General features: G+C 73.1%; 10 protein-coding genes. All 10 read right to left on the bottom strand.

Annotated elements, in window-relative coordinates; all coding sequences use genetic code 11:
* Window positions 1-52: 52 nt before the first annotated feature.
* Window positions 53-15961 (bottom strand): hypothetical protein, encoded by a 15909-nt coding sequence (locus tag B9S64_RS26455; protein WP_375153044.1) that lies wholly within the window; start codon window positions 15959-15961, stop codon window positions 53-55.
* A 135-nt stretch (window positions 15962-16096) separates the two neighbouring features.
* Window positions 16097-16453 carry a hypothetical protein gene (locus tag B9S64_RS26460; protein WP_103490406.1) on the bottom strand — a complete coding sequence of 119 codons (357 nt, stop codon included), beginning with the start codon at window positions 16451-16453 and terminating at the stop codon, window positions 16097-16099.
* Window positions 16454-16455: 2 nt separating this feature from the next.
* A complete protein-coding gene (locus tag B9S64_RS26465) occupies window positions 16456-16908 on the bottom strand; it encodes a YbaB/EbfC family nucleoid-associated protein (protein WP_103490407.1) in 453 nt (150 codons plus the stop codon).
* Between the two features lie 103 nt (window positions 16909-17011).
* Window positions 17012-19360: a hypothetical protein gene (locus B9S64_RS26470; protein WP_258317582.1), complete on the bottom strand. Its 2349-nt coding sequence runs from the start codon at window positions 19358-19360 to the stop codon at window positions 17012-17014.
* Window positions 19258-20445, bottom strand: a complete 1188-nt coding sequence (locus B9S64_RS35195) for an AAWKG family protein (protein WP_258317583.1) — start codon at window positions 20443-20445, stop codon at window positions 19258-19260. Before B9S64_RS35195 ends, B9S64_RS26470 begins: the two co-directional genes overlap by 103 nt.
* A 66-nt stretch (window positions 20446-20511) precedes the next feature.
* Window positions 20512-20955, bottom strand: a complete 444-nt coding sequence (locus B9S64_RS26475) for a type VII secretion system-associated protein (RefSeq protein ID WP_103490409.1) — start codon at window positions 20953-20955, stop codon at window positions 20512-20514.
* A gap of 171 nt (window positions 20956-21126) precedes the next feature.
* Window positions 21127-21450 carry a WXG100 family type VII secretion target gene (locus tag B9S64_RS26480; RefSeq protein WP_103488375.1) on the bottom strand — a complete coding sequence of 108 codons (324 nt, stop codon included), beginning with the start codon at window positions 21448-21450 and terminating at the stop codon, window positions 21127-21129.
* A gap of 103 nt (window positions 21451-21553) precedes the next feature.
* Window positions 21554-21877 (bottom strand): hypothetical protein, encoded by a 324-nt coding sequence (locus tag B9S64_RS26485; protein ID WP_203631478.1) that lies wholly within the window; start codon window positions 21875-21877, stop codon window positions 21554-21556.
* A gap of 507 nt (window positions 21878-22384) precedes the next feature.
* Complete coding sequence (eccB, locus tag B9S64_RS26490) at window positions 22385-23965, bottom strand: type VII secretion protein EccB (protein ID WP_109492140.1); 1581 nt, start codon at window positions 23963-23965, stop codon at window positions 22385-22387.
* A gap of 52 nt (window positions 23966-24017) precedes the next feature.
* Window positions 24018-25418, bottom strand: a complete 1401-nt coding sequence (gene eccD / locus B9S64_RS26495; protein WP_109492141.1) for a type VII secretion integral membrane protein EccD — start codon at window positions 25416-25418, stop codon at window positions 24018-24020.
* Between the last annotated feature and the right edge of the window lie 400 nt (window positions 25419-25818).

The raw sequence follows: 25818 nt of genomic DNA on the forward strand, positions 1-25818 counted from the left end.
GGGGGCGCAGTTCCGCGTAACCGGTGGCGCGCCCCCCCGCCCGGACTCGGCGTCAGCCCAGTACCCCTTCGGAGATCTTCCGGAGCTGCGCCACCACCGCTGCCAGCCCGGGGTAGCCGGTCCGGTCCCACGGCAGGGCGGCCTCCAGGTCCCGGTGGAAATCGCGGGCCGACTCGGCGTACGGGAGGTTCTTGGCGAGGAGGGTGTCCCGGTCGCCGATCTTGAACGGGTAGTCGTCCAGGATCTCCTTGTTCCGGTTCTTCAGTCTTCCCAGCAGAGCACGTACCTCCTTGCTGTTCGCCAGCGTGCCGGACTCCTCGAACGCCCGGGTGAAGTCCAGCTTCTCGAAGCCCTCCCGGATCGTCCTGCGCGCCTCCATGAGTTCGCGGTGGGTCGCGCCGAGACCGATCGCCGCCGACCGGCGCTCGCCACGGAACGTCGCCGGCTCGTCGGTGAGGCTGTAGTCCACCGGCACCGTGGTCGGATTGCTCCGGAGGAACTCCTCGAACCCGCTGTGGATCTCCTCGGCGATCCGCGCCTGGCTGGCCCAGGGCAGGACGAGATCCCACACGAAGCGGTCGGCCGCACGCCGGTACTCGGGGCGCCCCTGGTTCGCCTGGTCCTTCAGGTGCTGCGGGGCGTGCTTCCAGAAGAACTCCTTCACGAAGGACTTCGGCACGACCCGGTCGCTCTTCTCCAGCAGTGTCGTGGTGTTGGTGTGCGCCGACGCGATCCTGCGCAGCACCGAGGTCTTCTCCGCGTACTTGGAGTGGCTGAGGAACTCCCCGCTGTCGTCGGTGAAGACGGGGAATCCGGGGATGTCCTCGGTGGGGATGCCCAGCTTCTCGCGCAGTTCACCGGCATCGCGGACCTCGCCCCAGGACGCGGGGGCGCCCTCGGTGTCGCCGTAGGTGTATGTGCGCAGCGATCCGGGCAGGGCGAACTGCCGCAGCGCCTCCAGCGATTCGGGCTCCCTGATGCCGAACTGGTTGGCGGCGAAGTGCTTGTCCACGTTCAGGTCCTCGGTGTGGTCGCCGCCGGAGTTGTGCTCCGTCACCGCCTTGCGGGAGATGTCGTTGAGGACGTGCAGCGGCACCAGGAACGACCGGATCAGGGGGAGGGGCGCCTTGCCGTGCTTCGCGTACTTGTCCATCCACTTGAGCTGGCGCAGCGACTGGCCGACGCTGACCCACAGCACCCGTTCGCCGGTGCCCGAATCCCCTGTGTGGATCTGGATGAGGCCGTGGGCGTCTTGCCCCACGTCCTTGTTCCTGGGCGGTGACTCGTGGAGGGCGTCGGCGTAGACGGTCGAGAAGACCGGTGCGTACGGTTCGCCTTCCACGATCACCACGCCGGGGATGTCGCGGTTGATGTACCCGTTGCCGACGGCGCCGCTCACATAACTGGCGGACACGTACCGCGCGCCGGGGACGGCGAGGGCGGGACGGGCGTGGTCGTAGGTGTCGAGCGCGGCGTGGGCGGCGTTGACCGACTCGTCCGGGTAGTGGTCCGGAAGTCCGTCGATCAGCGACCTCGCCTTCTTCACCCTCCGCGTACGCGTCTCGGGGTCGGTGCCGGACACGTATGTGTCCAGCGACGCGGAGAAGTCCGCCGCGACCGCGTCCGGCCGGAAGGCGACCGACGTCAACTCGTGCTCGAAGGTCTCGAACGCCACCTTCTCCGGGTCCTCCCCGCCCCGGCGCGGGGCCCGTGGCGCCACTGACTCCGGCTGGTCCCGCGTCCCGGCCGCCTGGTCGTCGGGCCGGGGCAGCGACACCGGATCGACCCAGACCGTGCGCCGGGTGACCGGGGGCGCGGCGGCACGAGCCGCGCGCAGGCCGTCGTCCCGGTCCGGATCCGGGCTGTCCCGCTCGGCGTCGTTCCGCTCCACGGGGCCGGTGTGGGCGTCCAGGTCGCCGATGACGGCGGACAGCAGATGCAGATGGCGGCTCCGCAGTCCGGCCGGGGCCAGGGACGGGTCCGGGGGCGCCTGCTCGTACGCGCCGAGGAGGCTGCCGGTGACCTGCGGACGTTGCGGCGCGCTGCCGTCGCGGTACTCGTCGCGCAGGCCCAGCTGGTGGGCGAGTTCGTGGGCCAGGTCGGTCGCGGTGGCGTCCGTCCACCAGGCGGACTGCGTCATCTCCCTTTCGCGTCCGATGAGTTCGACGGTCAGGTGGGCGTCCTCGGCCCGCTCGACCGGCTCGACGGTGACGTGCAGCCGGTCGCCGTTCGGCAGATGGTGCCCGGGTGCGTTGAAGTGCGCGGCCACGCCCTCGTTCAGCCGCTTCAGCACGGCGGCGGTCTGGTCGGCGGGCCCGTTCACAGCGATCCGCACGGTCAGATCGGTGACCTGTTCGCCGCCGTACGTGAACCGCCGTGCGTCGAAACCCGAGTTGACCACGTAGCGGGGCCGGTTGTCCCGGCGGGCCGGGGGCGGCAGCGGGTGGTACTCCGGGTTGGCCCGGTAGGGGCCGAACGGCTCGCCGTCCAGCATCCGTTGGGCGCCCCGGATGAAGCGTGGGGCCACCCCGCCGGGGAAGAGCACCTCGCGCCGGCCGGGGTGGGGTGAGGCCATCCCGAGTGTCCCGTTCACATCGATGCCGCCCGGCAGATCCAGGTCGTAACGCCAGCGGTAGCGGGCGTCGAGCGCGGCGGCATCCTCCGGTGTGCGGCGGATCGACGTGGCGACGTACTCCGTGTCGCGGCCGGCGCTGACATAACCGCTGCCCTGGCCGGTGCCGTTGTGGACATGGTCCAGCACGTGCGCCAGGCCGGTCCCCTTGGCGCGCAGGCCGTTCAGGAACACCTCCTGCGGGCCCAGCGGCGCGAACCGGTACAAGGGATCGGTGTCGGTCCGCCAGCGCATCGGATGGGGCAGCTCGTCCAGGGACGGCGTGGACTGGGCGGCCGTGCGGTGGGGCGGCACCGGCGGTACGGGGGCGGTCGTGGTGTCGTCCCGGGGCGGCAGGGCGAGCGACTCCGCGTCGGCGGGTGTGCGGTCCGGAGCGGGCCGGAAGGGGGACGAGCCGATCAGGCCGTGCGTCGGGTGGTACCAGTCCCAGGCCGGCCCCCGGTCGTACGGGCGTCCCGAGGCGTCGGTGCCCCGGCCCGCCGTGGACCCTTCCGCCCGGAACACACCGCGCAGGCCCAACGCCTTGTTCTCGGCCACGAGTTCGGTGAGGTCCGGGTCGCTGTCGAGATGCCCCCACACCGTCCAGCCGTCGCCCTCGCGCACCACGGGGGACGCACCGGAGGTCAGCGCCTCCCACTCACGGTCGTACGGCCACGGGGAGGTGTCCGTGGACGTGTCGCCCATGGGGGTGGACGGTGCCGGGGAGGTGGTCGCGCCGGACAGGGTGCTCAGCTCCAGGGCGTCCTCCATACCCGGCAGGTCGCTGCCGGTCGGCGACGGAGGCGTCAGGAGCGCCGGGGGCGGCGGTGTGACCGGCGGCGCCGCGAGCGGCGGGACGCTCGGGGACGTCAGGGGCGCGGGAGCCGGTGGCGGTGGCGGGGGAACGGGTGCCGGAGGCGTCGGCGTCGTGGGCGGAGGCGTCGCGGGCGCCGGGGTGTGCGGCAGCAGCGGGACGAAGTCTCCTCCGCGCCGCCGCAGGACCACATGGGCGTCGATGGCGGGGGCGCCCTCCCGCGTGCCCCCCGGGAAGGTGTGCGCGGTGCCGTCTTCCTCGACCAGCGTCACCGTGACGCCGGACGTCCGGGCCGCCCACTCGGCCATCGCCCGGTCGGCGTGGGTGCCCCAGTCCGCCTGGCCGATATGGGCGCGCAGCAGCCGGTCCCGCTCCATGTCGCTGGGGGTGAGCTGCCCCCGGCGTGTCCGTACCGGCGGCGGCCGGAACAGCCCGTCTCGCTCCGTGGGAGCCCCCGGCATCCCGTACAGCCGCATCAGCCGGCCGGGCGGGGACCCCGCGTAGGCGCGCATCCGCCCCAGGTGCCGGACGAGCAGACCGGGCCGCCGTGACGCCGTGGTCAGCGCCTCGGACAGGGCGCCGAAGAACGCGTTGCCCCGGCCGGTGGGCGTGCCCTGGGTGTAGGTGGCGCCGTCCGGCGCCGTGAGCACGCCGTCGTGGCCGAGCCGGTAGCGGGGCTTCGAGGGGCCGGTGCCCTTGGTCGGCGGTGCCCACGGCAGGGTGCCGGGGCTCGGGCGGACCGGCGGCGCGGGGGTGTGCGCGGTCTTCGGAGAGCCCTCCGTCGCGGGCGGCGGTACGGGGGCGGGATAAGGGGCCGGCGTTCCCTCGGGCAGCGCCACATGGAAGTGCTTGTCGGCGACGAACAGGGTCAGTTCCGGGCCGAGCGTGTCCCCGGCGGTCACCGGATCCACTCCGGGCGGCAGGAACCGCTGGTGGACGCCGTCCGACGTGACCACGGTGACCGGCAGCCGCAGCACCCGGGCGGCGAGGGCGGGCAGCAGGTCGGCCGCGCCGTGGTCCCAGGCCGCCGGACCGGAGGCGAACGTGCGCGACAGCGCCTCGGCGGCGAGCCGCAGCCGTTCGCCCTCGTCCAGCCACCGGGACTGCGGCACGGTCCCCAGCGTCTCGAACTCCTTGCGGTGCGGGGCGTCCAGCGGCACCTTCGCGGCGGTCAGCTCGTCCTTCGTGAAGGTGTCGGAACCCTCCGGCGCCAGGGCGGCCAGCAGATCCTCGTTGCCGCGCTGACCCAGCGCCTCCACGAGCCGGGAACGGACCGCCTCGACGGTGTCGGGGTGACCGGGCGCGGCCACCGGCGTCTTGTTCTCCGGGGTGGTCCCGAGCAGCGGGGGCAGCCGGTCGTGGTGAGCGGCCGCGGTGATCAGCGCGTGGAAGAACGACGCCCCGTCGTGCGGCACCGCGTGCACCTCCAGCACCGGTCCGCCGCCGGGCGCGGTCAGCGTACGGAGGCCGGACTCGGTCGCCTCCGAGACGGTGTACCGGGGCGGGGTCTCGGAGCGCCACTCCGGCTTCGTGTACGTGGACGGGTCGTCCGGGGCGGGCGACGCCGGGTCCTCGGCGGTGGTCTTGTCGCTGCTCTTGTCGCTGGTCTTCTCCGTGGCCATCTCGGTGGCCGGGGCCTGCCCGTAGTGCCGTGCGGTGACGCGCTCCGCCGCCGCGTGCAGCCGCCGGGTCTGCTCGGCCGCCTCGACGGTGCGCGCCTCCCACAGCAGCGCCTCCTCGCGGGCGGCCCGCCAGTCGGTGACGGCACGGGACACCTCGGCCGGTACCGGCGCCTTCGGCGTCGTGCCCGCGGCCTCCGGGGAGGTGGTCCCGGTGGGCGTGGCGGCCTCCGCGAGGGCGCCGTCGCGTTCCGCCTCGGTCATGTCGAGCCACGCCGTACGGGCACGGGCCCGCGCGTCGTAGTAGCGCTTCTCGGCCTCGGTCATGTCCGCCTGGGACTCGGCCATGCGGTCCCAGGCCGTCCGCGACTCGTCCGGGAAGGTCTTCGTGTCGAGGAGGCCGAGGTCGTGCGCGATGTCCTCCCGCACCCACACCAGCGTGGTGGTCTCCGCCTCGGTGGCGCGCGGGCCCCGCCGGGCGTGGCCGAGCGCCCGGAACGCCCGCCCGTCGGTGAGGTGGTGGTCCGCCTCCACGACGGACAGCCAGCGCACCGGCAGTGCGAACAGCATGCTGCGCTGGGTGCTCACCTTGAGGTGCGTACCGAGGTGGGCCTCCGTGGCGCCCTTGAGGCGCGCGGTGTCGGTCGTGCTCGCGAGCGGGGCCGAGACGCCCGGGGTGATCACCCCGGCCCCGTCGGTACCGGCCATCGGCGCCGTGCCGGTGACGCCCTCGACGGTGCCTGAGAGGCCCGCGTCATGGCTGTCGGACTCCTTGTTGCGGACGGCGCCCTCCATCCGCGGCTTGTTCTCCACGGCGAGCAGCCGCGCGCCGCGCCGGTCCAGCTTGGCGTACAGCCGGGCGTCGGCGGTGTGGGACTGGCCGAGCAGCCGGGCCGAGGAGAGGGGCGGGAGCGAGAGCCCCTGCGGGGAGAGCGCCTCGCGCAGCCCGGCGGTGAGCCCCGTCTGCCCCGAGGCCTCCTGGAGGGCCTGGGCGGGGGCGGTGCCGAGGACGGTGAGCGGGGTCCGCCTGGCCTCCCGGACGGCGCCCTTCAGCGCCGTACCGTCGAGCACGGTGCCGGCGTGCCCGTCGCCCGTGCCGTCGGCCTGGGCGGTGGCCAGGGTGAGCGCGTCGTGCACGTTGGCCGCGCCGAGTACGTCCACGGCGAGGAACCCGGTACCCACCATGTCGTCCAGCGAGAGATCGCTGTCCCGTGAGCGCCAGGCGGACACCTGGTCGGGTCGCGCCTGGGCGGCGGTCAGGACCTTGACCCGGCGCTCCGGCCCGTCCACCGAACCCTGGGGATGCGTCGTGGAGTTGGCGTCGGACTCGGTGTCGTCGTTCCGCGTGCCTGTGGTCTCCGGGGTGAGCAGGCTGACGGGCAGCAACTCACGCAGAGTGCCCACGTCTCCGGTGACCGGGCCGAGGAGCGCGTCTCCCACGCCGTCCGTCATCGTCACCGTCAGCTCGTACGAGGTGATCAGCTCCGCGTGTGACTGCGTGGTGGCGATGTTCGGGTTCACCGCCCTGCCGACGCCGCGCGAGCGGCTGCTCTGCTGCTGCCCGGCCGCCCCGCCCTGGAGACTGGGGCCGACGCCGAGCAGCCCGGAACCCTTCTGCACGGCCGGGCTCTCGGACACCGCCAGCGTCGCGTCCCGGCCGTGGTCCTGGGACGACCCCTTCTCCACGTCGCGGCCGGTGGGCCGGTAGTCCTCCACCTCGTAACCGTTGCGCAGCCGGTCCACCGTCGTCCTGACCGGGGTGAGCTGGAACCGCAGCTGACCGGGGCTGCCCCCGGTCGGCAGATCGCCGGGGCGGGCCCACGCCCGGTACTGGACGGGCAACGTGGCGCCCTCGGTGGTGAGTTCGTGCACCTGCCCCCGGAGGAAGTCCGGGGACAGCATCTGGAGCACCTGCTCCCGGTCGTGCGAAGGCACACCCAACGCCTCCAGCTGGGGCAGCAGTTCACGGGCGTGCGCGCTCGCGTCGAGCTGGCCCGTGGCGTGGGTGGCGAACCGGCGCTGCCGCAGGAACGGCGGCACCTCGTAGCCCTTGCCCAGGTGGTGCGGGGTCTCGGTGCCGAGGCCGTCCGGCGCGAGACCCGTCTCGATGGCGTCCTGCATCGGCACATGCATGACCACCGCGTCCGGCACGTGGTGGCTCCGGGCCGCCGCCGGACGCGGCTGCGGCGCCTGCCGCCCGAGCCACGGGGCGGCCCGCCCGGCCAGCGAGCGGACGGCCGACGCGGAGCGGGTGCCGATCAGCCCCAGCGCGGCGCTCCACCGGTCCCGTACCGCGACCGTCTCCGTGAGGTCACTCAGCACCGGATAGGTGCGCCCGGCGTACGTGAGGATGGTGTTGCGGCCGTTGCTGTTGGCGCGGGACTCCGACGAGCCCTTGCCCCAGGAGAGCTGACCGCCCGCCGCGTAGCTGCCGTGGACCGGATGATGGCCGTCCACCTGCTGCAACGCGAGGGAGTTCTGCACACCGACCGTCGTCCTGGACGACGACCCGCCGCTGCCGGTGGTGCGCCGGTCGGCCCCGGTGGTCACCTCGAAGCTGCTCGCGTTCGGATCGCCGGCCACCCGGAGGTTGTGCAGCCGGGCCCGGAACGCCGCCTTCACATGGTGCGTCTGGAGCGGACCCGCGGCCTCCAGCCCCGTCGTGCGGATGCCGAACGGGCCGAGCGCCTGGCTGAGATGACCCGCCACCCACACGTTCTCCATGGCCCGGCGCAGTACGTTGCGCAGCGGTGTGCCGGGGGTCGTGACGTGCCAGGAGTCGCCGGTCGCCTGTGCGGCGGTGCGGTCGGTCATGTCCTGGCGCTGCCGCGCGCCCTCGACACCGAGTACCGCGAAGGGCCGGCTCAACAGGTCCCGGGTCCAGGAGGTTTCGGGGTCCGCCGGGTCCTGGGCGGGGCCCGTGCCGTCGATGAGCGACTCGGCCTCGGTGGAGGAGAGCTCTTCCGGCTGCGGAGTCGGCGCCGGTGAGGGGGGAGTCACGGCGGGCTTCGGCGCGGGGCCGTACCGGGTGGAGCTGTGTGCCGCCGGCACGGCCAGTTCTACGCGTCCGACGGGCGCCGTCCCCTTCTCGAACAGCGGCCGTTCACCGACCCTGCTGACGAAGTACCCGGCGCCGAGCGCCCCCACGGTGACCAGCCGGGCCCAGCCGCGCGGACGCCGGTGCCCGTCGAACGAGGCGTTCAACTCCACGCGGTAGCTGAAGAGATGGGCCGAGGTCTGGGCCGTCAGATGGTCGTTCGTCACCGAGACACCGTTGCGCGTGGCCCGGTTGCGCCCCCACGCCTGCCGCACCCCCACCGTCGTCCAGCCCGTGCGCCTTGCCGTGCCGGTCTCGGGCGCCTTGTCCTTGTCGCGCGGCGAGACACCCACCTCGATCCCGGCGGACAGCGTGCTCGACCCCTGCTGCCCCTGCCCCACCTGCTGGGTGGCGCTCACCGAGTTGCGCAGGGAACGCTCGCTCAGCGACGTCTCGTACCGCCGGTCGGTCAACTGCGCGGTGAGCGTCAGCGTGTGGTGCCCGTCGCGGAACGCCCCGGTCTCGGTGAGGCTCACCGGCACACCCGTGGTCGTGAGCACCTCCAGGCTCTGGGCCAGCGTGGGCCGGTTCAGCGCCTCCCGGACCTGACGGTCGTTGTGCAGCGCCGTGCGGGCGGGCCCGTCACCGCGCAGCAGCCGGGCCACCTTCGGGTGCCGCAGCTCCCAGGGGGCGGGGAACAGGGCCGGGTACGAGCGGTGCAGCGCGTCCAGCACCGAGTCGGCGAACGTCGTCATCGGATCCGGGGCGGTCGCGTCGGCCTCCCGGACGGCGCCGCTCCCCTCGGCCGCCTCCGTACCGGTGCCGGACACGGGGTGTTCGGGCAGGAAACCCTCCGCGCGGGTCTGGCCCAGATGCGTCGGGTCGTCCTGGGTCAGATACGGGGGAGGCGTGGGCTCGGGTGCCGGCTCGGGCGCGGACTGCGCGGGCGTACGGGTGTCCCACGAGGCGAGCCGCTTCGCCTCGGTCGTGGGCAGCCAGTCCAGCGTCACCACACGGAACGGCCGTGCCGCGGAGGCGGGTTCGCCGGGCTTGCGCAGATAGAGCGTCTTCTCCACCCGGTACAGCCCCACCGGGGTGCCCTTGACCCGGCCGGTGACCTTACGCGCCGCGGAACCGCCCAGATAGTGCGCCCGGCCCGCGCCGACATCGACACGGGCCATGGGCCCGCCCTGGAGGCGCACGTCCACCGGACCGCCGGTGAGGGTGTGGTTCGGCCCGGCCGTGACCTGCACACCGATCCGCGTCTCACGGGTGTGCGTACGGTCGTTCTGGAACACCCCCTGGGTGACGTCACGCACCTCGACCTTGGTCGCCTCGGTCACCAGGGTGCCCTCGTGGGCGACGGCGCGCTCCACGATCAGATGGCCCAGCGGGTGGTGCGAGCCGCCCCGGGTCAGCTCCGGGCCCACCACCTGTCCGGACAGCCGGGGGAACAGCCCCAGCAGCTTTCCGGGCCGCAGGAACGACACCAACCGCTGGTGCGCCGAACTACCGGGGCGCGCACCGGACATGGCGAGCGCCATGTCCTCCGGCGAGTCCCGCAGGTACAGGGCCTCGGTGTCCGTGACCCGAGGGGTGAGCCCGTCCGGGAAGGTGATTTTTTTCGGTGCCCGCGCGGGACCCGAGTACGGCTCGGTGAGCGAGTCCTGCAACCGCCAGGTGAGCCCGTGACGTACGGCGAAGTCGTGCCGCCGGATCTCGTGCCGCCGCCATCCGGTGGACTCCACCGGTACGGAGGCGGGGTCCGTGGTGACGGGGCCGGCCGGGTCGCCGGGTGCCGGGGTCCTGGGCGCCGGGGCCTTCGGCGCCGGGGTCACCTCGTCGACGCGTACCCGGTAGTACACGTCGTCCAGGTGCAGGTGGGAGCCGTCCATCCCGCGCATCTCGGTCTGGCTGAGCCCCTGCGTACCCGTGTTGATGTCGGTGCGCCGCGACCGTCCGACCGAGGCACCGAGCTTCAGCATCCACTCCAGCGGCGGGCCCATGCTCAGCGCCCCGGCGACGCGGCGCATCGTGCCGACGCTGCGGGGCACGCCGGTCGTGGCCTGCCCGCGGTGCACGGTGTCCAGCTTGACCGTCACCCCGTCCGGGTCCGGGAGGCGTTCCCAGCGGTGGTACGGGACCGCCTCGACGGTCACCTCGTAGCCGACCTCGGAACGGGCGCGCGCCACGAACGTGGCTCCGCGCGGGCCGGTGAACGCGGACGGCTCCTCGGTCAGCAGACGGCGCAGCTCGGCGTCGTCGAAGCGCTCGCGCACATGCGGGGGGAGGTGCGCCAGGATCTCGTCCGCCACCTGGTCGGCCCCGCGCAGGGTCGTGCGGCCCACGCCGGACATGAGCCCGCCGGGCGGAGGGGTACCGGACGTGTCGTCCGCCTCGGGGTTGAGGAGGACGGCGGGCAGATGGCTGTCGTCCTCGAAGGTGACGGACTTCGGCGGCGGCCCCGGTGGGAGCGCGTCGTCCCCGGTCAACAGGCGTGGTGGGCGGTGCCGTTCGAGCTGGGTCTCCAGCGGCACCCGCTCGCTCTCCTCGGTGGTCACGGGGTCCGCGTCCGTGGGCGGTGTCAGGTCCGGGTCGAGGACGGGGGCCGGGTCGGGGTCCGGGACGGGATCGGGGTCGGGGAGAGACGGAGGCGGGGGTGTGGGCGTCGGCGTGGGCGACGGTGTGGGGGTATGCGTCTCCGTCTCCGTCTCCGGGGTCGGGGCCGGCGAGGGAGGCAGTGGGGCCAGCTCAGGCGTGGGCGTCGGCGCGGGCGCCGTGAGCGCTGCCTCCGGTGCCGGCACCGGAGTGGTGAGCGCCTCGTAGTGGTCCCGGCCGTTGTAGGCGACGTACAGCGTCCCGCCCCGGCCGCCCGGGTTCACGGCCGTGACGGTTCCGTCGTGGACCACCCGCAGATCGACGTCCGTCGCCCGCGCCAGCGCCGTCGGCAGCAGGTCGCCGAACGGGGAGGACCAGAGCGCGGTACGGCCCGCCGTCTCGGTCAGCAGCCCACCACTGCCGAGCCGCCGTGCCGCCTCCGGCGTGGGCGCGACCTCCAGCAGGCCCGGGTACGGGCTCTGGAGCAGCAGCCGGCGCCACAGTGCCGCGTCGCCCGCCAGGATGGCGTCCGACGCCCTCTCCCACGCCGCCTCCCCCGCCTCGTCCCTGGGCGGGGCGCCGCCGATGAAGTGCTCCCGCAGGTCGCCCAGGACGGTGAGGACGGGATCGGGCGCCGACTCCGTCAGGGCGTCCGCCAGTTCGGAGCCGGTGAGGCGGGTGCTCAGCAGGTCGCGCAGCCCGGACACGTCCAGGTCCGCCCACTGGTGGAGGGTGTTCTGCCCGCGCGCGGAGAGCAGGACGGACCGGAAGAAGCAGTCGCCGTCGCCCGGTACGGCGGTACGGCGGAAGTCCCGGTCGTCCGCGCGGACCAGGGGGGTCTTCGTGTCCCCGCCGGGCGGGCCGACGACGGAGAGGTCCGTGACGGATTCCCCGGTGGTGGCGGGCCGGTCGGTGGCCGGGGCGGGCGTCGTGCCGGGGACGAGGTCCGGCCTCCGGCGCAGCAGCGTCGCGGTGTCCTCGGGGCTCAGCCCCAGCTCGGACAGGGGGAGCGGGCCGTCGGACAGCAGCCAGGTCACCCGCGCCGAGTGCGCGTACGCGAGTCCCCGCACGTCCTGCGGGTACACCGGTGCGGAGGGCGACGGTTCGGCCGCCGGAGGCGGGATCAGCGTACGGAGCGTCACTTCGGGGCCGCCGCCCGACCGCAGCCGGGCCGCCTCGCTCAGGAAGCCGGTGTACTGGTCGCGGCTGGGCTCCGTACCGTCCGCGAGCCCGTACCGGTCGGCGACCATCCGGCGCAGCAGATCGGGGGTCATCCGCGCGTCGGCGTAGCGGCCCGCCGGATCCGGGGTACGCCACCGCAGCCCTTCCGCGAAGGCCAGCCCGCGCAGCAACTCCCGGCGGTTCGGCAGCTGTTCGGCGTCCGGTCCCAGCGTGCCCCGCAGTGTGCGCACGGCCTGGAGCGTCCGTGCCCGGGTGAACGCGTCGGCGGGGCCCCGCCCGCCGTGCAGCCCGGCCGAGCGTGCCAGCGCGTCCAGCCGCCGCCCCGAGGGCTCGGGTGTGAACAGCCGCCACTCGCCGGGTCCGTCCGTCCCCTCCGTGAGCACCGCGCGCACGACACCGTCGGAGTCCTTCGCCGTGCCCGCCTCGCTGGTGGGCGCGTACACCGGTCGGCCGGTCCGGTTCGCCACGTGCTGGGCGACCGGGAGGCCCGCCACCCGCGGCTGCTTGCCCGTCTCGCAGGAGAACAGCACCAGCGGCCGGGTGCGGTCACCGGGTGCGCCCCAGGCGCGCAGGACCTCGCCCAGTTGCACGCCGCTCACCACGACGGACGGCAGCGCGGAGTCGTTGGTGCCCAGGGTGACGGTGCGCGGGGTGCCGTGGGCCACGAAGTAGTCCGCGCCCTCCGGCGTCCCGGAGCCCGGTAGCGGTCGCGACGGGCCGGTGAAGACCGTGCGCGGCGGGGGCGGGCCGTCACCGTCCTTCGTCGGCGTGGAGGTGACGCGGCGGGTGTCGCGGTAGCCGTCCTGGTCCAGCAGCCGCTGCCGCGCCGCGCTCTGCGGCGTGTTGTCCTCGGCGGGGCTCTGCGACACGGTCAGCGTGCGTACCGCGGTGCCCTGCCGGGGGCCGGTGACGCCGTCCGCCAGGAGGCGGCGCACCTGGTCCACGGGCAGCGTGTGCCCGTCCAGGGTGGTAACGACCGACGGGGTGCTCCGGCCGGGCGAGTCCGCCGACCGGAACGGGCGCGCCACGAAGCGGGCCAACGAGGACCAGGCGGAGTCCTTCGGGGCCGGTGTGGTCGACGGTGGGAGCGGGGGAGAGGGGGCGGTCGGCTGCGGGGTGCTGCCGGTCGGCGTCGGCCCGGACTCCAGGAGCAGGTCCGAGGCCACCTCCTCCGGGTCCCTGGGCGTGGTGGTGTTCCCGTCCGGTGCGGGGTGCGGTGCGGGGGAGGGAGCCGGGCTCGTCTCGGTGTCGAGGGGCCGGCTGCCCTCCTGCTCCGGGGGAGGTGGCGGGGTGGCCTGGGTGGGCGGTGCGGTTTTCTCGGTGTTGGGGGTCGTCTCCGCCGTGCTCACCGTCTCCACGGTGGCGGAGCTCTCCGTGACGGGCCGCCGGGAACCGGTGTCGAGGCCGGATGCGGATGCGGAGGTGGTGTCCGGGCCGAGGGCGGCGGAGAGGGGCAGCAGGACGTCCGCGCCGGGGAACACGGCCCCCAGGTCGCCGTCCGGGCCGGTCACCGGGGGGACCGTGGAGAGCGGACGGACCCGCACCGGCCCGTCCGGACTGTCGCGGGTCAGCACGGCGGCCTCGCGGGACGGGGTGCCGCGCCCCGGTGTGCCGTTCGCGGGGGCGCCAGTTGTCGGTGTGCCGGTTGTCGTGGTGCCGGGAGCGGGCGTGTCCGTGGCGGACGTGACCGTCGGGGGACCCAGCACCACCGCGCGGTCTCCGCCCGCGAGATCGAGCAGACGTGCCGCCTCCGCCGGATCGTCGTACGGCAGGGGCCCGTCCGTCACGACCACGGTCAGCGGGTCCGTGTGCGTCACCTCGGGATCGCCGTTGTCCGGCGGCGGGGAATCGGCCGAGTCCGGGTCGGTCACCTGGGCCCGCGGGTCCGCGTGGTCCACCGTCTCGGGGGAGGACGTGACGACCGGGGCGTCGCGGTGTTCGCCCCCGCCCGTCGTACGGGCACCGCCGGGCGTCTGGGCCGGGGCGCTGTTCGGTGCGGCGGTGCTGGTGGGCGCGGAAGCGGGCGGGGGCGTCGGGGTCGCCACAGGCGGGGTCGGCGTGGGTGCGGGTGCCGGTGGTGTCGGTGCGGGCGCCGGGTTCGTGGTGTGGTCCCCGGAGGCCGTCTGGGTGGGGTCGGGGACGGCGGCCGTGTCGGTGTCCGTGTGCGCGTCCGAGCCGGTATCCGTGGTCGGGTTCGGGCCCGTGTCCGTGGTCGGGTTCGGGCCCGTGCTCGTGTCCGTGCTCGTGTCCGTGGTCGGGTTCGAACCCGTGCTCGTGTCGGTGTCGGTGTCCGGGGCGTGGGGGTGCGTGGTCGTCGGGGCGGAGTTCTGCGGCGAGGGGCCGGAACCGGTCGTCGCCACCGGAACCCCACCACCGGAATGTGTGGTTCCGCCGGGTCCGGTGGCGGAGGTCCCCGGAGGATCGTGCCGGACGGAGTCGGAGCCGAGGCTGTCCAGCGTGTGGCGTACGTGGTCGGTGTCCAGGTGGACGCCGGTGCCCTGCCCGTCCGCGACGACCCGTAGGCCGGGGCCGTTCGCCAGGTTCCGGTGGAGGGTGTCGCGTATCTCCGTCTCGACCGTGCCGGGCTGACCGCCGCGCAGCTCCGCGAGCGCGTTGAGCGCGTCGGCCCGTTCCTGCGGGGAGCCCGTGTGGACCTGGCGCCACAGATCGCTCTCGGCGGGGTTCACCCCGTACCCGTCGAGGCTCCGGTACGGCGGCGGCGCCTCGTACGGCGGAGGAGGGCTCTGCGTGGAGGAGGGTGTGCGCTCGTCGCCGGAGGCGTTGTCGCGGTGTGTGTCCGGGGCGCCGGTACCGCCGTCACCCGTGCCGGTGGTGGTGAGGCCGGAGTGGCCGGACGTGTCCTTGCCCGAGGGAGGCAGGCCGGAGGTGGAGACGGTGGGTGGGGGCGCACCGCGGAGGCCGGACATCACATCTCTCAGGCCCGTACCGGTGTTGACCGCCCCGGTGTTGAGCGCCGTACCGACCCGGTCGCTGACGCCCGCGCCCACGAAGGTGGACCAACTGGTCGACCAGTCACCGTAGAGGAGGCCACCGGCGAGGATCTCGGCCAGGGACTCGGCGCCGCCCGAGGCCAGGAAGTTGGACGTCTCCTTGATCGCGTGGTGCCCGGTGAGCGGCACCGCACCCGGTCCCGCCCCGGGGAGACCGGGCCCGGCATTCGGCCAGTTGGGGCCGTTCTTGGGCAGGTCGGGCCCGTTCTTGGGGAGGTCCGGTCCGTTCTTGGGCAGGTCGGGCCCGCTCTTCGGGAGATCCGGTCCGCTCTTCGGGAGGTCGGGCCCGTTCTTGGGCAGGTCCGGACCGTTCTTCGGCAGGTCCGGCCCCTTCTTCGGGAGGTCCGGGCCGTTCTTGAAGTCGAGATCGGGGCCGTTCTTGAGGAAGTTGTTGTCGTACCCCTTGACGATGTGATGCGCCGCGTTGTGGAAGATGCTGGCCAACCCGCCCGCGATGGCCCCGAACGCGGCGTCCTTGAGGATCTGCCCCCAGTCGAAGCCGCCCGGCCGCCGCCCGGCCGGGGCGCCCAGCATCATGGCGAGCCGCACCGCGAAGGTGGTGAACGCCTCCGACAGCGCTTCGGTCAACGACGGCAACAGGTGTGTGCGCTGGAGCAGATGGCTCAGTGTGGTGAGGATGAGCAGACGGCTGCGGGCCTTGGCGAGCGCGATCTGGGTGAGCGAGGCGCCGCCCGTGAAGAACGACATCGCCAGGTAGAACGCGATCTCGATGAGCAGCCGGATGACCTCGGCGATCACCTGCCACTTGGACTCCATGATGTCCATCGACGCCTTGACGCGGCCGTCCGAGATCCGGTCCAACTGGTCGCCGAACTCACGCAGGTAGTTCTTGCCGCCGTCGTCGGTGAGCATGCTCATCGCCCGGACGTAGGCCCGGCCCACATCGTCCGGCATGGCGGTCGAGATGTTCTTCACCGAGTCCTCGACGAGCTGCGACAGCTCGCGTACCCGCTTGCCCAGCCGCCCGTACGGCTGCCGGCTGGAGTACGCCAGGTCCTCGTCGGCCTGGAGCAGCCGCTCCCCGGTGAGGATGAACAGCATCGCGTTCACCTCGGGCGATGCCCGCATGCTCACCGCGGGCCCCCTGGTCCGTCCGAGGGCCCGCGGGCCCCCCGGCCCGGCCGGGCGGCGGCGCCGCGCGCACGCACCGGACCGGCCCCGCCGCGACCGCGCGGGGGACCGGACCGGACCGTGAGGAGGGGATCAGTGTCGGGCATGTCCGCCGTTGACGTCGGAGATCCGGCTGCTCTGCTTCGAGATGTCCTCAAGTGCCCTGTTGCGCAGGGTTTTCATCGTCTGCACGTTCTCCAGCGTGCCCTCCGTGATCCCGACCACGGCGTCCCGGATGGCCAGGCAGGTGTCCTTCGTCGCCTGCCGCTCCTCCTGTTCCTGCGGGCGGACCTTCTTGGCGAAGTCGTCGCTGACGCCGGGCCAGGTGACCGTGTCGCTGACCTCGTCGAGGAAGTCCGCCGCCATGGCGTGGGCGATCTCGGCGATCGCCTCCAACTGCCGGGTCCCGGCCTGGATGCGGTTCGGATCCGCGAAGTACCTGTCCGACACGGCTACTCCTCCCCGTCCTCGCCGAGCGCGTCACGCCACCGGGCGTCACCGTCCCGCCCGCCGCGTCCCTCGTCCGGATCGCGCAGCACGTCCGGGCCGAACAGCTTCTCCCAGTCGACCTCCAGACCCCGCAACTCCGGTACGCCGGGGTGGCTTTCCGCGAACGGGGCCATCGCCCGCATGACGTGCCGGCCCATCCGCGTACGTGCCTCCTGCGCGGCTTCCAGCACGCTCGCGGCCAACTCCTGCGGCGCCATGGCCCGGTACTTGCCGTCCAGGAACTCCAGGTCGCTCAGTTCACCCTGGGCGCCCACGGTGACCCGCACGGCACGGTCCGAGGAAACGGCGCCGATCGACGCGTCCCGCAGTTCGCGCTCCGTGCGCGCCACGGCCTCCTCGGTGGCCTTGAGCTCGGCCATCGCCTGATCGATGCGCTTCTCCAGCGAATCGGTCACTGCTCTCGTCTCCCCTCGCTGCCCCGTACGGCGTCCCACCGGATCGCATCGTAACCGGCGTGGACGCCGTACCGTACCGTCGGAACCCCTGTGACCTGCGGCCTCAGCGTCCGATGACGCTCGGTGCGCTTCCCCCCTCGGTGCCCCAGACGTCCTCGTCCTCCTCCAGGTAGTCCGAGGACGTGACCGGCGTGCGCGACCGGTCCGACGCGTCCGCGCCGTCTTCGGGGGTACGGCCGCCGGTGGTCGCCGGACGTGATGCCGGCGTGAGGAAGGTGTCCTCGTCCTCCGCACGGCCCCACGGGCTGCGCCTGCGGCGGTTGCGGCGCTTGCCCTCCTCGGCCGCGTCGGTGAGGACGGCGCGGACCCGCTCGCCGTGCGAGCCCTTGTCGCCCCCGCCCGCGCCTCCCATGCCGCCCATCGGAGACATCGGCATGCCGGGACTCGACTGGCCGCCCGTGCCCGACTGGCCGCCGCCGGCGCCCGACTGGGCGTTGTCCGGCAGCCCGCCGAACGGCGTCTGGCCGTTCGACGCCAGGAGATCGGTCCCGCCGCTCCCGAGGGGTGTGACCGAGCCCGGGACACCGACCCCCTGGTCCCCGAGAGGGGAGGACGAGCCCTGGTTCAGGCCGTCGAGCGTTCCCAGACTCACGCTCTCCCCCGTCCCGCCGGAACCACCGGTGCCCGTTCCTCCGCCTGCCCCGCCCGGCCCCGCCGAACCCGGGGACGAGAGGCCGTCGAGCGACGGCAGATCACCGAGCCGGCTGCCGATGGTGTCCAGACTTCCGGTGTCCCGTGGCGAGTTGAGGCTGCCGAGATCCACCTGCCTGGTGTTCCCCTGCGGATCGGTGACGGTGGCGATCCCGGTGTCCGGGTCGATCACCTGCTTGCTGCCGTCCGGGAAGGTGGTGGTGGGCTTCCCGTTCTCCAGGACGGTGTGGGACCCGTCGGGGTTGGTCACGTCCGCCCCGTAGGTGAGGTCCGTCGTGGTGGTGGTGCCGTCCGGTGAGGTGGTGGTCAGGATGCCGGTGTCCGGGTCGAACGAGGCGCGGCTGCCGTCCGGGTAGCTCGTGAGGAAGTCGCCGCCGCTCAGCGAGGTGATACCGCCGGTGGAGGACTCCAGACCCTCCATGCCGCCCGTGCCGTTCAGTCCGCCCAGGGACTCGGTGACGGTCCGTGAGGCGATGTCCGAGAAGTCAGGCGAACCCGAACCGCCTGTGCCCGTCCCGCCCGTGCCCGTCCCGCCGGTATCCGTCCCGCCCGTGCCCGTCCCGCCGGTCGAGTTGAGTCCGCCGAGGGTTCCGAGGTCCGTCGTGGTGGTGGTGCCGTCCGGAGCCGTGGTGGTGGCCATGCCGGTGCCGGGGTCGATGCTCTGGGTGGTGCCGTCCGGGAAGGTGGTGGTGAGGCGGCCGTCGTCGAGGGTGGTGGTGGAGCCGTCCGGATTGGTGACGGTGGCGCCGTCGCCGAGCCGCGTCGTGGTCACGGTCCCGTCGGGGGCGGTACTGGTGAGGAGGCCGGTGCCGGGGTCGAAGGAGGTGCTGGTCCCGTCGGGGAAGGTGTTGGTGAGGAGGCCTCCGCCGTCCAGGGACGTGCTGCCGCCGGTCGGTGTCTCCAGGCCGGACGTCCCGCCCGTTCCCGGGCCGTTGAGGTCGTCCAGGCCGCCCAGTTCCTGTGTCACCGGTGCGCCGTCGCGGTCACGCCCCGTGCCGCCCGCCCCGTTGATGCCGCCGATGCCGCCGACCGACGTCACCGGCATACCGCTCGGCCCGAGGCCGTCCGCTCCGCCGGTCGTGCCGTCGCCTCCCGTGCCGTCCAGGCCGCCGTTCGTGCCGTCGCCCCCCAAGCCGTTCAGACCGCCGATGTCGCCCAGGCTCGTGGTCACCGGGATGTTGCCCGGCCCGTCGCCGCCACCGGAGTTGAGGTTGCCGAGGTTCTCCTCCAGCTGCTTGCGCTCCTCCTCGGCCTTGGCCTCGGCCTCGGCCTTCTCCTTCTCGTACTCGGCTTTCTCCCGCTCCGCCTCGGCCTTGGCTTCGGCCTTCTCCTTCTCGTACTCCTCCTTCTCCTTCTCCTTCTCGGCCTTGGCTTCGGCCTTCTCCTTCTCGTACTCCTCCTTCTCCTTCTCCTTCTCGGCCTTGGCTTCCGCCTTCTCCTTCTCGTACTCCTCCTTGTCCTTCTCCGCCTGGGCCTTGGCCTCGGCCTTCTCCTTCTCGTACTCGGCCTTCTCCTTCTCGGCCTCCGCCTTCTCCTTCTCCGCCTGCGCGTCCGCGTAGTCCTCGGACGCCGTGCTGGTGGTCTTCGGCTTGGGCACGTTCTCCGTGAACTCGTCCCCGATGTCCAGGAACGAGTTGTTCAGCGCGGACTGGACCCGTGCCGCCGGTTCGCCGAGGTGGGTGTCCGCGCCCTGGCTCCAGATGCGTACGGCCTCTTCGCCGACCTTCTTCCAGGACTCCATGTCGGACAGGTCGCCGTACGTCGGATGGGTCTGGCTGAACCCGGCCTCGGGGCGCGCGCTGTGGACCGTGGCGCCCGGTGCCCCATGTACCCCGGATAGGTCGTGGTGTAGATCTTGGTCTTGGTGATGTTGTTCGCCTCGGACCACCTGCCGAGTTCGTCGAGGACGTACCGCAGCACCCGGTGCGGATCGAAGTAGGCCGACTTGGCCCATGTGAACCACGCCTCCAGGAGCTCCTGTGCCGCGTCACGCAACTCCTGCTTGCCCTCGGCCAGGGCGCGCGCGTAGACGGTGCCGGTCGCGCCCTCCTGACCGCCGGAGCCGGTGAAGGTGTCGACGTACCCCTCGTAGTTCTCCCGGACCTTCTTGATCAGGCTGCGGAAGACGTCGGCGGCCTCACCCTTCCAGGAGGCGTCCTCCTTGCCGAGCGCGTCCTCCCACCCCTTGATCACCACGGCGTGGTCCTTGAAGAACTTCGCCGCGCGGTCGAAGGACTCCGCCGTCCTGTCGAACGACGAGAGGTCCACGGCACTGGCGGTGGGGACGCTCAGCCCGTTGAAGGACATGCCCTCGGTGTTGCCGTTGTACAGCGCGATCAGGGCGTTGCGCGGGCCGTTCATGTACTGGGCGAGACCGATGGTGCTGAGCTTCTGGTCGTTGTAGTCCGTGAAGTCGTTGCCCGCGCTCACCGCGATCTCGCCGGCGGACTCACCCGAGGTGTCGGCGAACTCGACGCCGTCGTCGCCGTGGACGGTTCCCTCGAAGACGATGCGCGCCTGCTTCAGCTGGGCGCTGCTGCCGTTCTGGTCGAAGAACCAGATGTCGTAGTCCTGGCCGCTCTGCATCTCGAAGCCGGACTTCTCCAGGACGTCCTGGAGGGACCGGTTCTTGATGTCCATCCGGAAGAGCATGCCGCCGTGGTCGGAGCGCAGCTTCTCGAAGACGGTCGACCGCTTGGGAACCGGGTAGCCGGTCACGTGGGAGACCACGTTCGCCCATACGTCGTCCTCGTCACCCTTGGCGGTGCCGCCCTCGTACTTGTCGACGTGTTCCTTGGACGTGGGGTCGTACCGTTCCTCGGGCACCGCGCGCCCCTCCTGCTCGGGTCGTGGCCGGCCGAACCGGGCGATACCGCCGGCTCCGCCGACGAATCAGCTCTCGGTCTTCGTGGGCACCACGCTGCTGTCGACCTCGGAGAACAGCTGGAGCAGGGTCTGGGCGTCGATCGAGTCCAGATTGGTCTGCTTGGTCTTGTTCATCGTGTCGATGGTCTCCTGGAGGGCCTCCTTCAGTTCCTTGAAGAAGGTCTCCTGGTCGCCGAGCAGTGTGTCGATGGCGGTCGCAGCGGTGGTGATGCTCTGGATCAGGGTCGGCCCGGAGACCAGGTCCTCGGTGGTCATCTTGCCGATCCGGAGGATCTGCTGGTTCTTGTCCGGGTTCTCCGTCGTGGTGTGCCCGTTGACGATGTGACCCAGGGGACGGATGCCGTCGACCTCTTCCTTGCGGTACCGGTGTGCCGACTTGGACGCGTCCTCCACGTCCACGTCGCGGAACGACTGAAGCTGCTTCAGGTCGAGATGGGTCAGGTCGGCCACGGGGGTCGCCCTCCTGCCTCAAGTGCGGAATTCGGGTGGTGGAACGCCGTCCCGGGGCCCCACCGGACGGCGCCCGGACCAGGGCGGGCCGTGCCGGTGGGGTCTGCCGGTCTGGCGCGCGGCGGCCGACGGCCGGCGCGGGGTGCGCGAGGCGGGGCCTTCGCGGCGGGTTCAGCGCGGGCTGACGGACTGCCACATCTGGCTGTTGCGCCGCTCGTCCTTCTTGTGGCCGTCCGCGACGTCCTCCAGCAGCGTGCCGTTCTCGGAGAGCAACTGCTGCATCCGGGTCACCGCGTTGTTCCACTGGGCCTGGACCTTGCCGTACTCCAGCTGGTCGTCACCTGCCCAGCCGTTCCTGAGGGCCTGGAGTTCGGCCTCCAGCGACTGGAGCGTGCCCTGGATGGCCTTGGTCTGCTGCTGGATGTCCAGGGCGGCGTTGGCCGCCGCGTTGTACTGGACATCGATGATGCCGTCGGTCAGGTTCTCGCCGGGCATGGCGGATGCCTCTCTGGTCGTGGGGTGGTGGGGGGCCGGTCCTACCGGGAAGCCGGTGGAACCGCGGTCGCGGTGCCCGGGGTGCGGCACCGCCGGGCGGGCGTCAGGACAGTGCTTCGAAGACCCCGGCGGACACCTTGCCGGCCTGCTGACCGATGGTGCCCTGGTGCTGCTGCGAGGTGTTCCGCGCCATGGTGCGGTTGTCCTCCAGCGCGTCCGTCATGCGCTTGATCTGGGTGAGGATCCGCTGGGCCTGCTCGTCCCACTTCTCGAAGAGGTTCAGGAAGGCACGCCCCTCGTCACCGCCCACGCCGAGGGCCATGGACCGGACGTTGCCGCGGATGCGTTCGACACCGTCCCTTGCCATGCCCAGGGCCAGTACGCCGTTCTGTACCGCCTTGTCGTCCACCAACCGGTTGTCGGACATGAGCGCTCCCGTCGTTCGAGCTTCGTGACGTCATCGTGTCCGCCGATGTTATGGATAACCAGGTGCCCGGAGCAAGAATTGCCGAAATTCTTGGGCTGTTCCTGAGGCGAGCAAATATGCCCATGCGAAAGGGAGTTACATCCGGGTTACGGCGGTGTGGCCGATGCGGGGACGCCGTGTGGGCCTCGTGCCGTGGTCGTGCGCGGGGCAACGGCGTGGCAACGGGCGGGATTCGGGCGACGGTCGGGCCGGCGTCGCCGCGAAACGGGCGCCAATACGGTGTTCCCGCTGCCCGAGGATTCGGTCAAGCTCCCTTCGGAAGGTGTCCCAAGGGCGCTCCGCAAAGGCGTTGTTGAGCTTCCCCTGAGCTTTCTCCCCGGGGCATTCCGGCATCCGGCGGCTGTCCTGAAATCGCCCCCGGGTGCCCGAGGGGGCGACCGCGCCCCGGGGCCGGAGCGCCCGGACACCGGGGGCGCTCCGGGCGGGTCCCGTACGCGAACGGGTCCGTCAGCCGGAGGAGGACCCCACACCGCGCGGCTGGGCGCCACCGGCGGCGCTGACCGCCGCCGCCCCGGTCTTCGGCCCCGCGGCGTCCCCGCACGCCGGGGCGGTGACGCGGGCGGGCGCGGCGCCCGAGGCGGCACCCGGGTCGAGGTCCGCGCCGGTCGGCAGCGTCGCGAGCAGCGGTGCCGGGACCGAGCCGATGTCGTCCTCGCCGTAGCCGAGGGCCGACAGCGCCTCCTTCGACGGCACCCGGTACTTCACCCCGTTCTCCGCCACCAGGTACGTGGTGCCGCCGTGCGCGGCACCGCTGGCGTTCAGCGCCCGCACCAGCGCCCCGTGCCCCGGACGTACGACACTGGCGTCCGGCTTCACGCACGCGGGCTCCGGCGGGCCCGCCGTGCCCTCGGAGACGGCCACCGGCGCCAGCGCGTCCAGCGGGACCAGCACGGTACTGATCCGCGCGCCCTCGGACCCGCCGAGCACCTTGGCGCAGACCGCGCTCCCGCGCGGCACGGGCTGCGGCCGCGGCGGGCTCGCCGGGAGCTCCGCCGCGTCCGGCAAGCCGGCGTCGGAGGTCGCGCGGTGCCGGCGCAGCGCGTCCGCGCCGACGGCCCGCGCGGTCGGCGACTCACCGGCGTAGGCGTCCTTCTGGGTGGCCGGGTCGCCCAGGACCAGGGCCGCGCCGGTGCGGGTGAGCGGTGCCAGGCCGTCCGCGCGCAGCAGGTGGTAGGTGCTGTCCCCGCCCGGCACCGTCACCTCGAAGACCTGCCCCACCCGGGTGGGAGCGCCGCCCAGTTCCGGACCGGCCTCGCCGCGTTCCGGCAGGTCGGGCGGTGCCAGGTCCGGTCCGGGGGCCAGCGCGTCCAGGAACGCGGCGGAGACCGGCACGGCCGTCTCGGAGCCGTATCCGAGGGCGTTGCGCGCGTCCGACTTCTTGTCCACCGGCAGCCGGCTGCCGCGCCACACCAGGTACTCCTTCCCGTCCGGGCCGCGCACCAGCACGCCCCGGTCGCCGCCGATGGCACCGCTGCCCAGCGGCGCCCCGGCCACCACGGTCGTGGCACCGGGGTCCAGGGCGCCCCCGCTCGGCGTACCACCGGTGCCGGGCAGCGCGCCCTCGGTGCCGGTCACGCACACGTGCCAGGCGCCGCCGTCGAGTTCGCCCGGCCCCGGCACGGTGTCCGGCGCTCCCGGGATGCCCACCGGGGCGCCCACCGGGGTGCCGCTCAGCGAGGCCGTGGAGACGCTCACCGAGGTCATCCGGGCGCCGCCGATCAGACGCGCGGAGGCGTAGTTGCGCACCGGGTGGAGCGCGCCCCCGATGTACAGGTAGCGCGCCCCGGTGTCCCGGTTCACCACCAGGCTCTCGCCGGACCGCCAGGTGTCGTTGCCGCCGGGCCTCAGCAGCCCGTACACCGTCGCGCCCGCCGCGAGGAGCACCGTGACGAGCAGGCCGAAGACCACCCCGCGTGTCGTGCGGCCCAGGGGGCTCTCCGGGGCGTCCGGGTCGGCCATGAGCAGCCCCGAACTCAGCCTGCCCATCAGGAAACTGTGCGCCTGTACCTGGTCCCGTTTCGACTGCACTGCCTCTGACTCCGTCTCTCGTTCTCGCTCGTTCCGGTGCCGCGCGGGCGGGTCAGCCGAAGAGCCCGCGCAGCCAGCCGAACAGTCCGGCCACCCACAGGGCGAGGGGCAGCAGCGCGACGGCGAACAGGGTGTGCGCGATCTCCGCCGCCCGGCCCCAGTACGGCAGCATCCGGCGCCCCGGCACCGTCCACGCGGCCAGGGTGAGCGCCGCCGCGACGCCCAGCAGCACCGCGAACACCACCGTGCGGCCGCCCGGTTCGGCGTCCTCGGCCCAGGCGTGGGCGAGCAGCAGCAGCCCCCAGGCGCCCGGCACCGCCAGGGCCAGCCGCTGGCCGACGTGCACCAGCCCGCGCGCGTGCAGGAGCAGCAGCAGCGTCAGCGCCAGCGAGGCGAGCACCTCGGCGAGTCCGGGGCGGTGGGTCAGCGGGACCAGGGCCGCGGCGGCGATCACCCCGGTCGCCGCGAACAGCGCGGTGATCCAGCGTCCGGCCAGCTCGGTGCGCTCGGCGACCTCCTCGCCGCGGTACGGCTCGATGCCCTCCTGGAGCTGCCGGGCGTCGGACGGCAGCGCGGGCATCCGCATCCCGGCCAGCTTGAACGCCAGCGCCGGCGCGAAGCCCGCGCACAGCGCCACCACCGTGGCCACGACCGCCGCGGCGGCCTGGGGGGAGAGCCCGCTGAACCCCATCAGCCCGCCGGCCACGGCGGTCGCCACCGCCACCACGGCGGTGGCCAGCAGCGCCGGCGCGCCCACGGCGGTGGCGGCCAGCGCGAGCACCGCGCCGCCCGCGCCCGCCGCGCCCGCCGCCAGCAGGCGCGCGCCGACCACCCGCGCGGCGTCGGGGCCGGTCACGTCGCCGCCCGGCAGCACCCAGCCCGCCAGTGCCAGGCAGGGCGCCACCAGGAGCCCCAGCGCGGTCGCGGACACCCGGTCGCCCACGGCGCGGCTCGCGGAACCGGCGCCCGCCAGCAGCAGCAGCCCGGCGACCGCGGCGCACAGCGCCCGGGAGGCGCCGGGAGTGCCCGGCCAGAACAGCAGGAGGAGGGCCGCCACCACCGCGGCGCCGGCGGCGCCCACCAGGAACAGCCGCGCCGCGTCCGGACTCCAGTTGTGCAGCCGGCGGCCCGCCGTGTCGGCGATCCCGTCCACGAGGTCGTCCAGCCGTGCCTCGGGCAACGCCTCGGTGTGCGGCCGCAGATGGAGCACGGCGCCGTCGGTGAGACCGGCCTGCGCGAGCGTGGCCTCCTCGTCCAGGGGTGCGTCGCCGAGCTGCTGGAGCACCCAGCCCGCGTGGTCCAGGCCGGACTCCTCCGCCTCCTCGCCCACGTACCGCAGCAGGGTCGGCAGCAGGTCGGCGACGGGCACGTCGGAGGGCACGGCCAGATCGATGGAGACGGCCGGAGCACGTACGGTGAGGCGGCACAGTTCGGCCACCGCGCTGTCGGTCATGTTGTGAACTCTCGTCTCCCGGTACGGGTGCGGACAGGGAAAGGACAAAAGGCGCCGCGGGAGCAGCCGTGAGCGGGCCTCGGAAGATGCGGGGGGACGTACGGAAAGAGGGCCGGTAACGGTCATGCGCACATGGACATGTGCGATGTTCCGTGTGCAGACTACTGCCGCCGCAGACGTGATTGTCGCGGGGATCCCCTCGTTCCCGGTACGTCGATGACCGTTCTCGGTGTAATTCTCCCGGACTGTTCACCGGGGGTTCAGCGCGCTTTCGCGGCTGTCCCGGGATTCTGGGACACTGTCATGCGTTCCTGGTGCACGGATGTCCGGGCCCGGTGAATTGGACGCTGGCGCAATTACCCGTCGATCCGGGAGGTTTTGTCCCTTGAGTGTGGTTCTG

Source organism: Streptomyces sp. SM18 (assembly GCF_002910775.2).
Lineage (GTDB): Bacteria > Actinomycetota > Actinomycetes > Streptomycetales > Streptomycetaceae > Streptomyces > Streptomyces halstedii.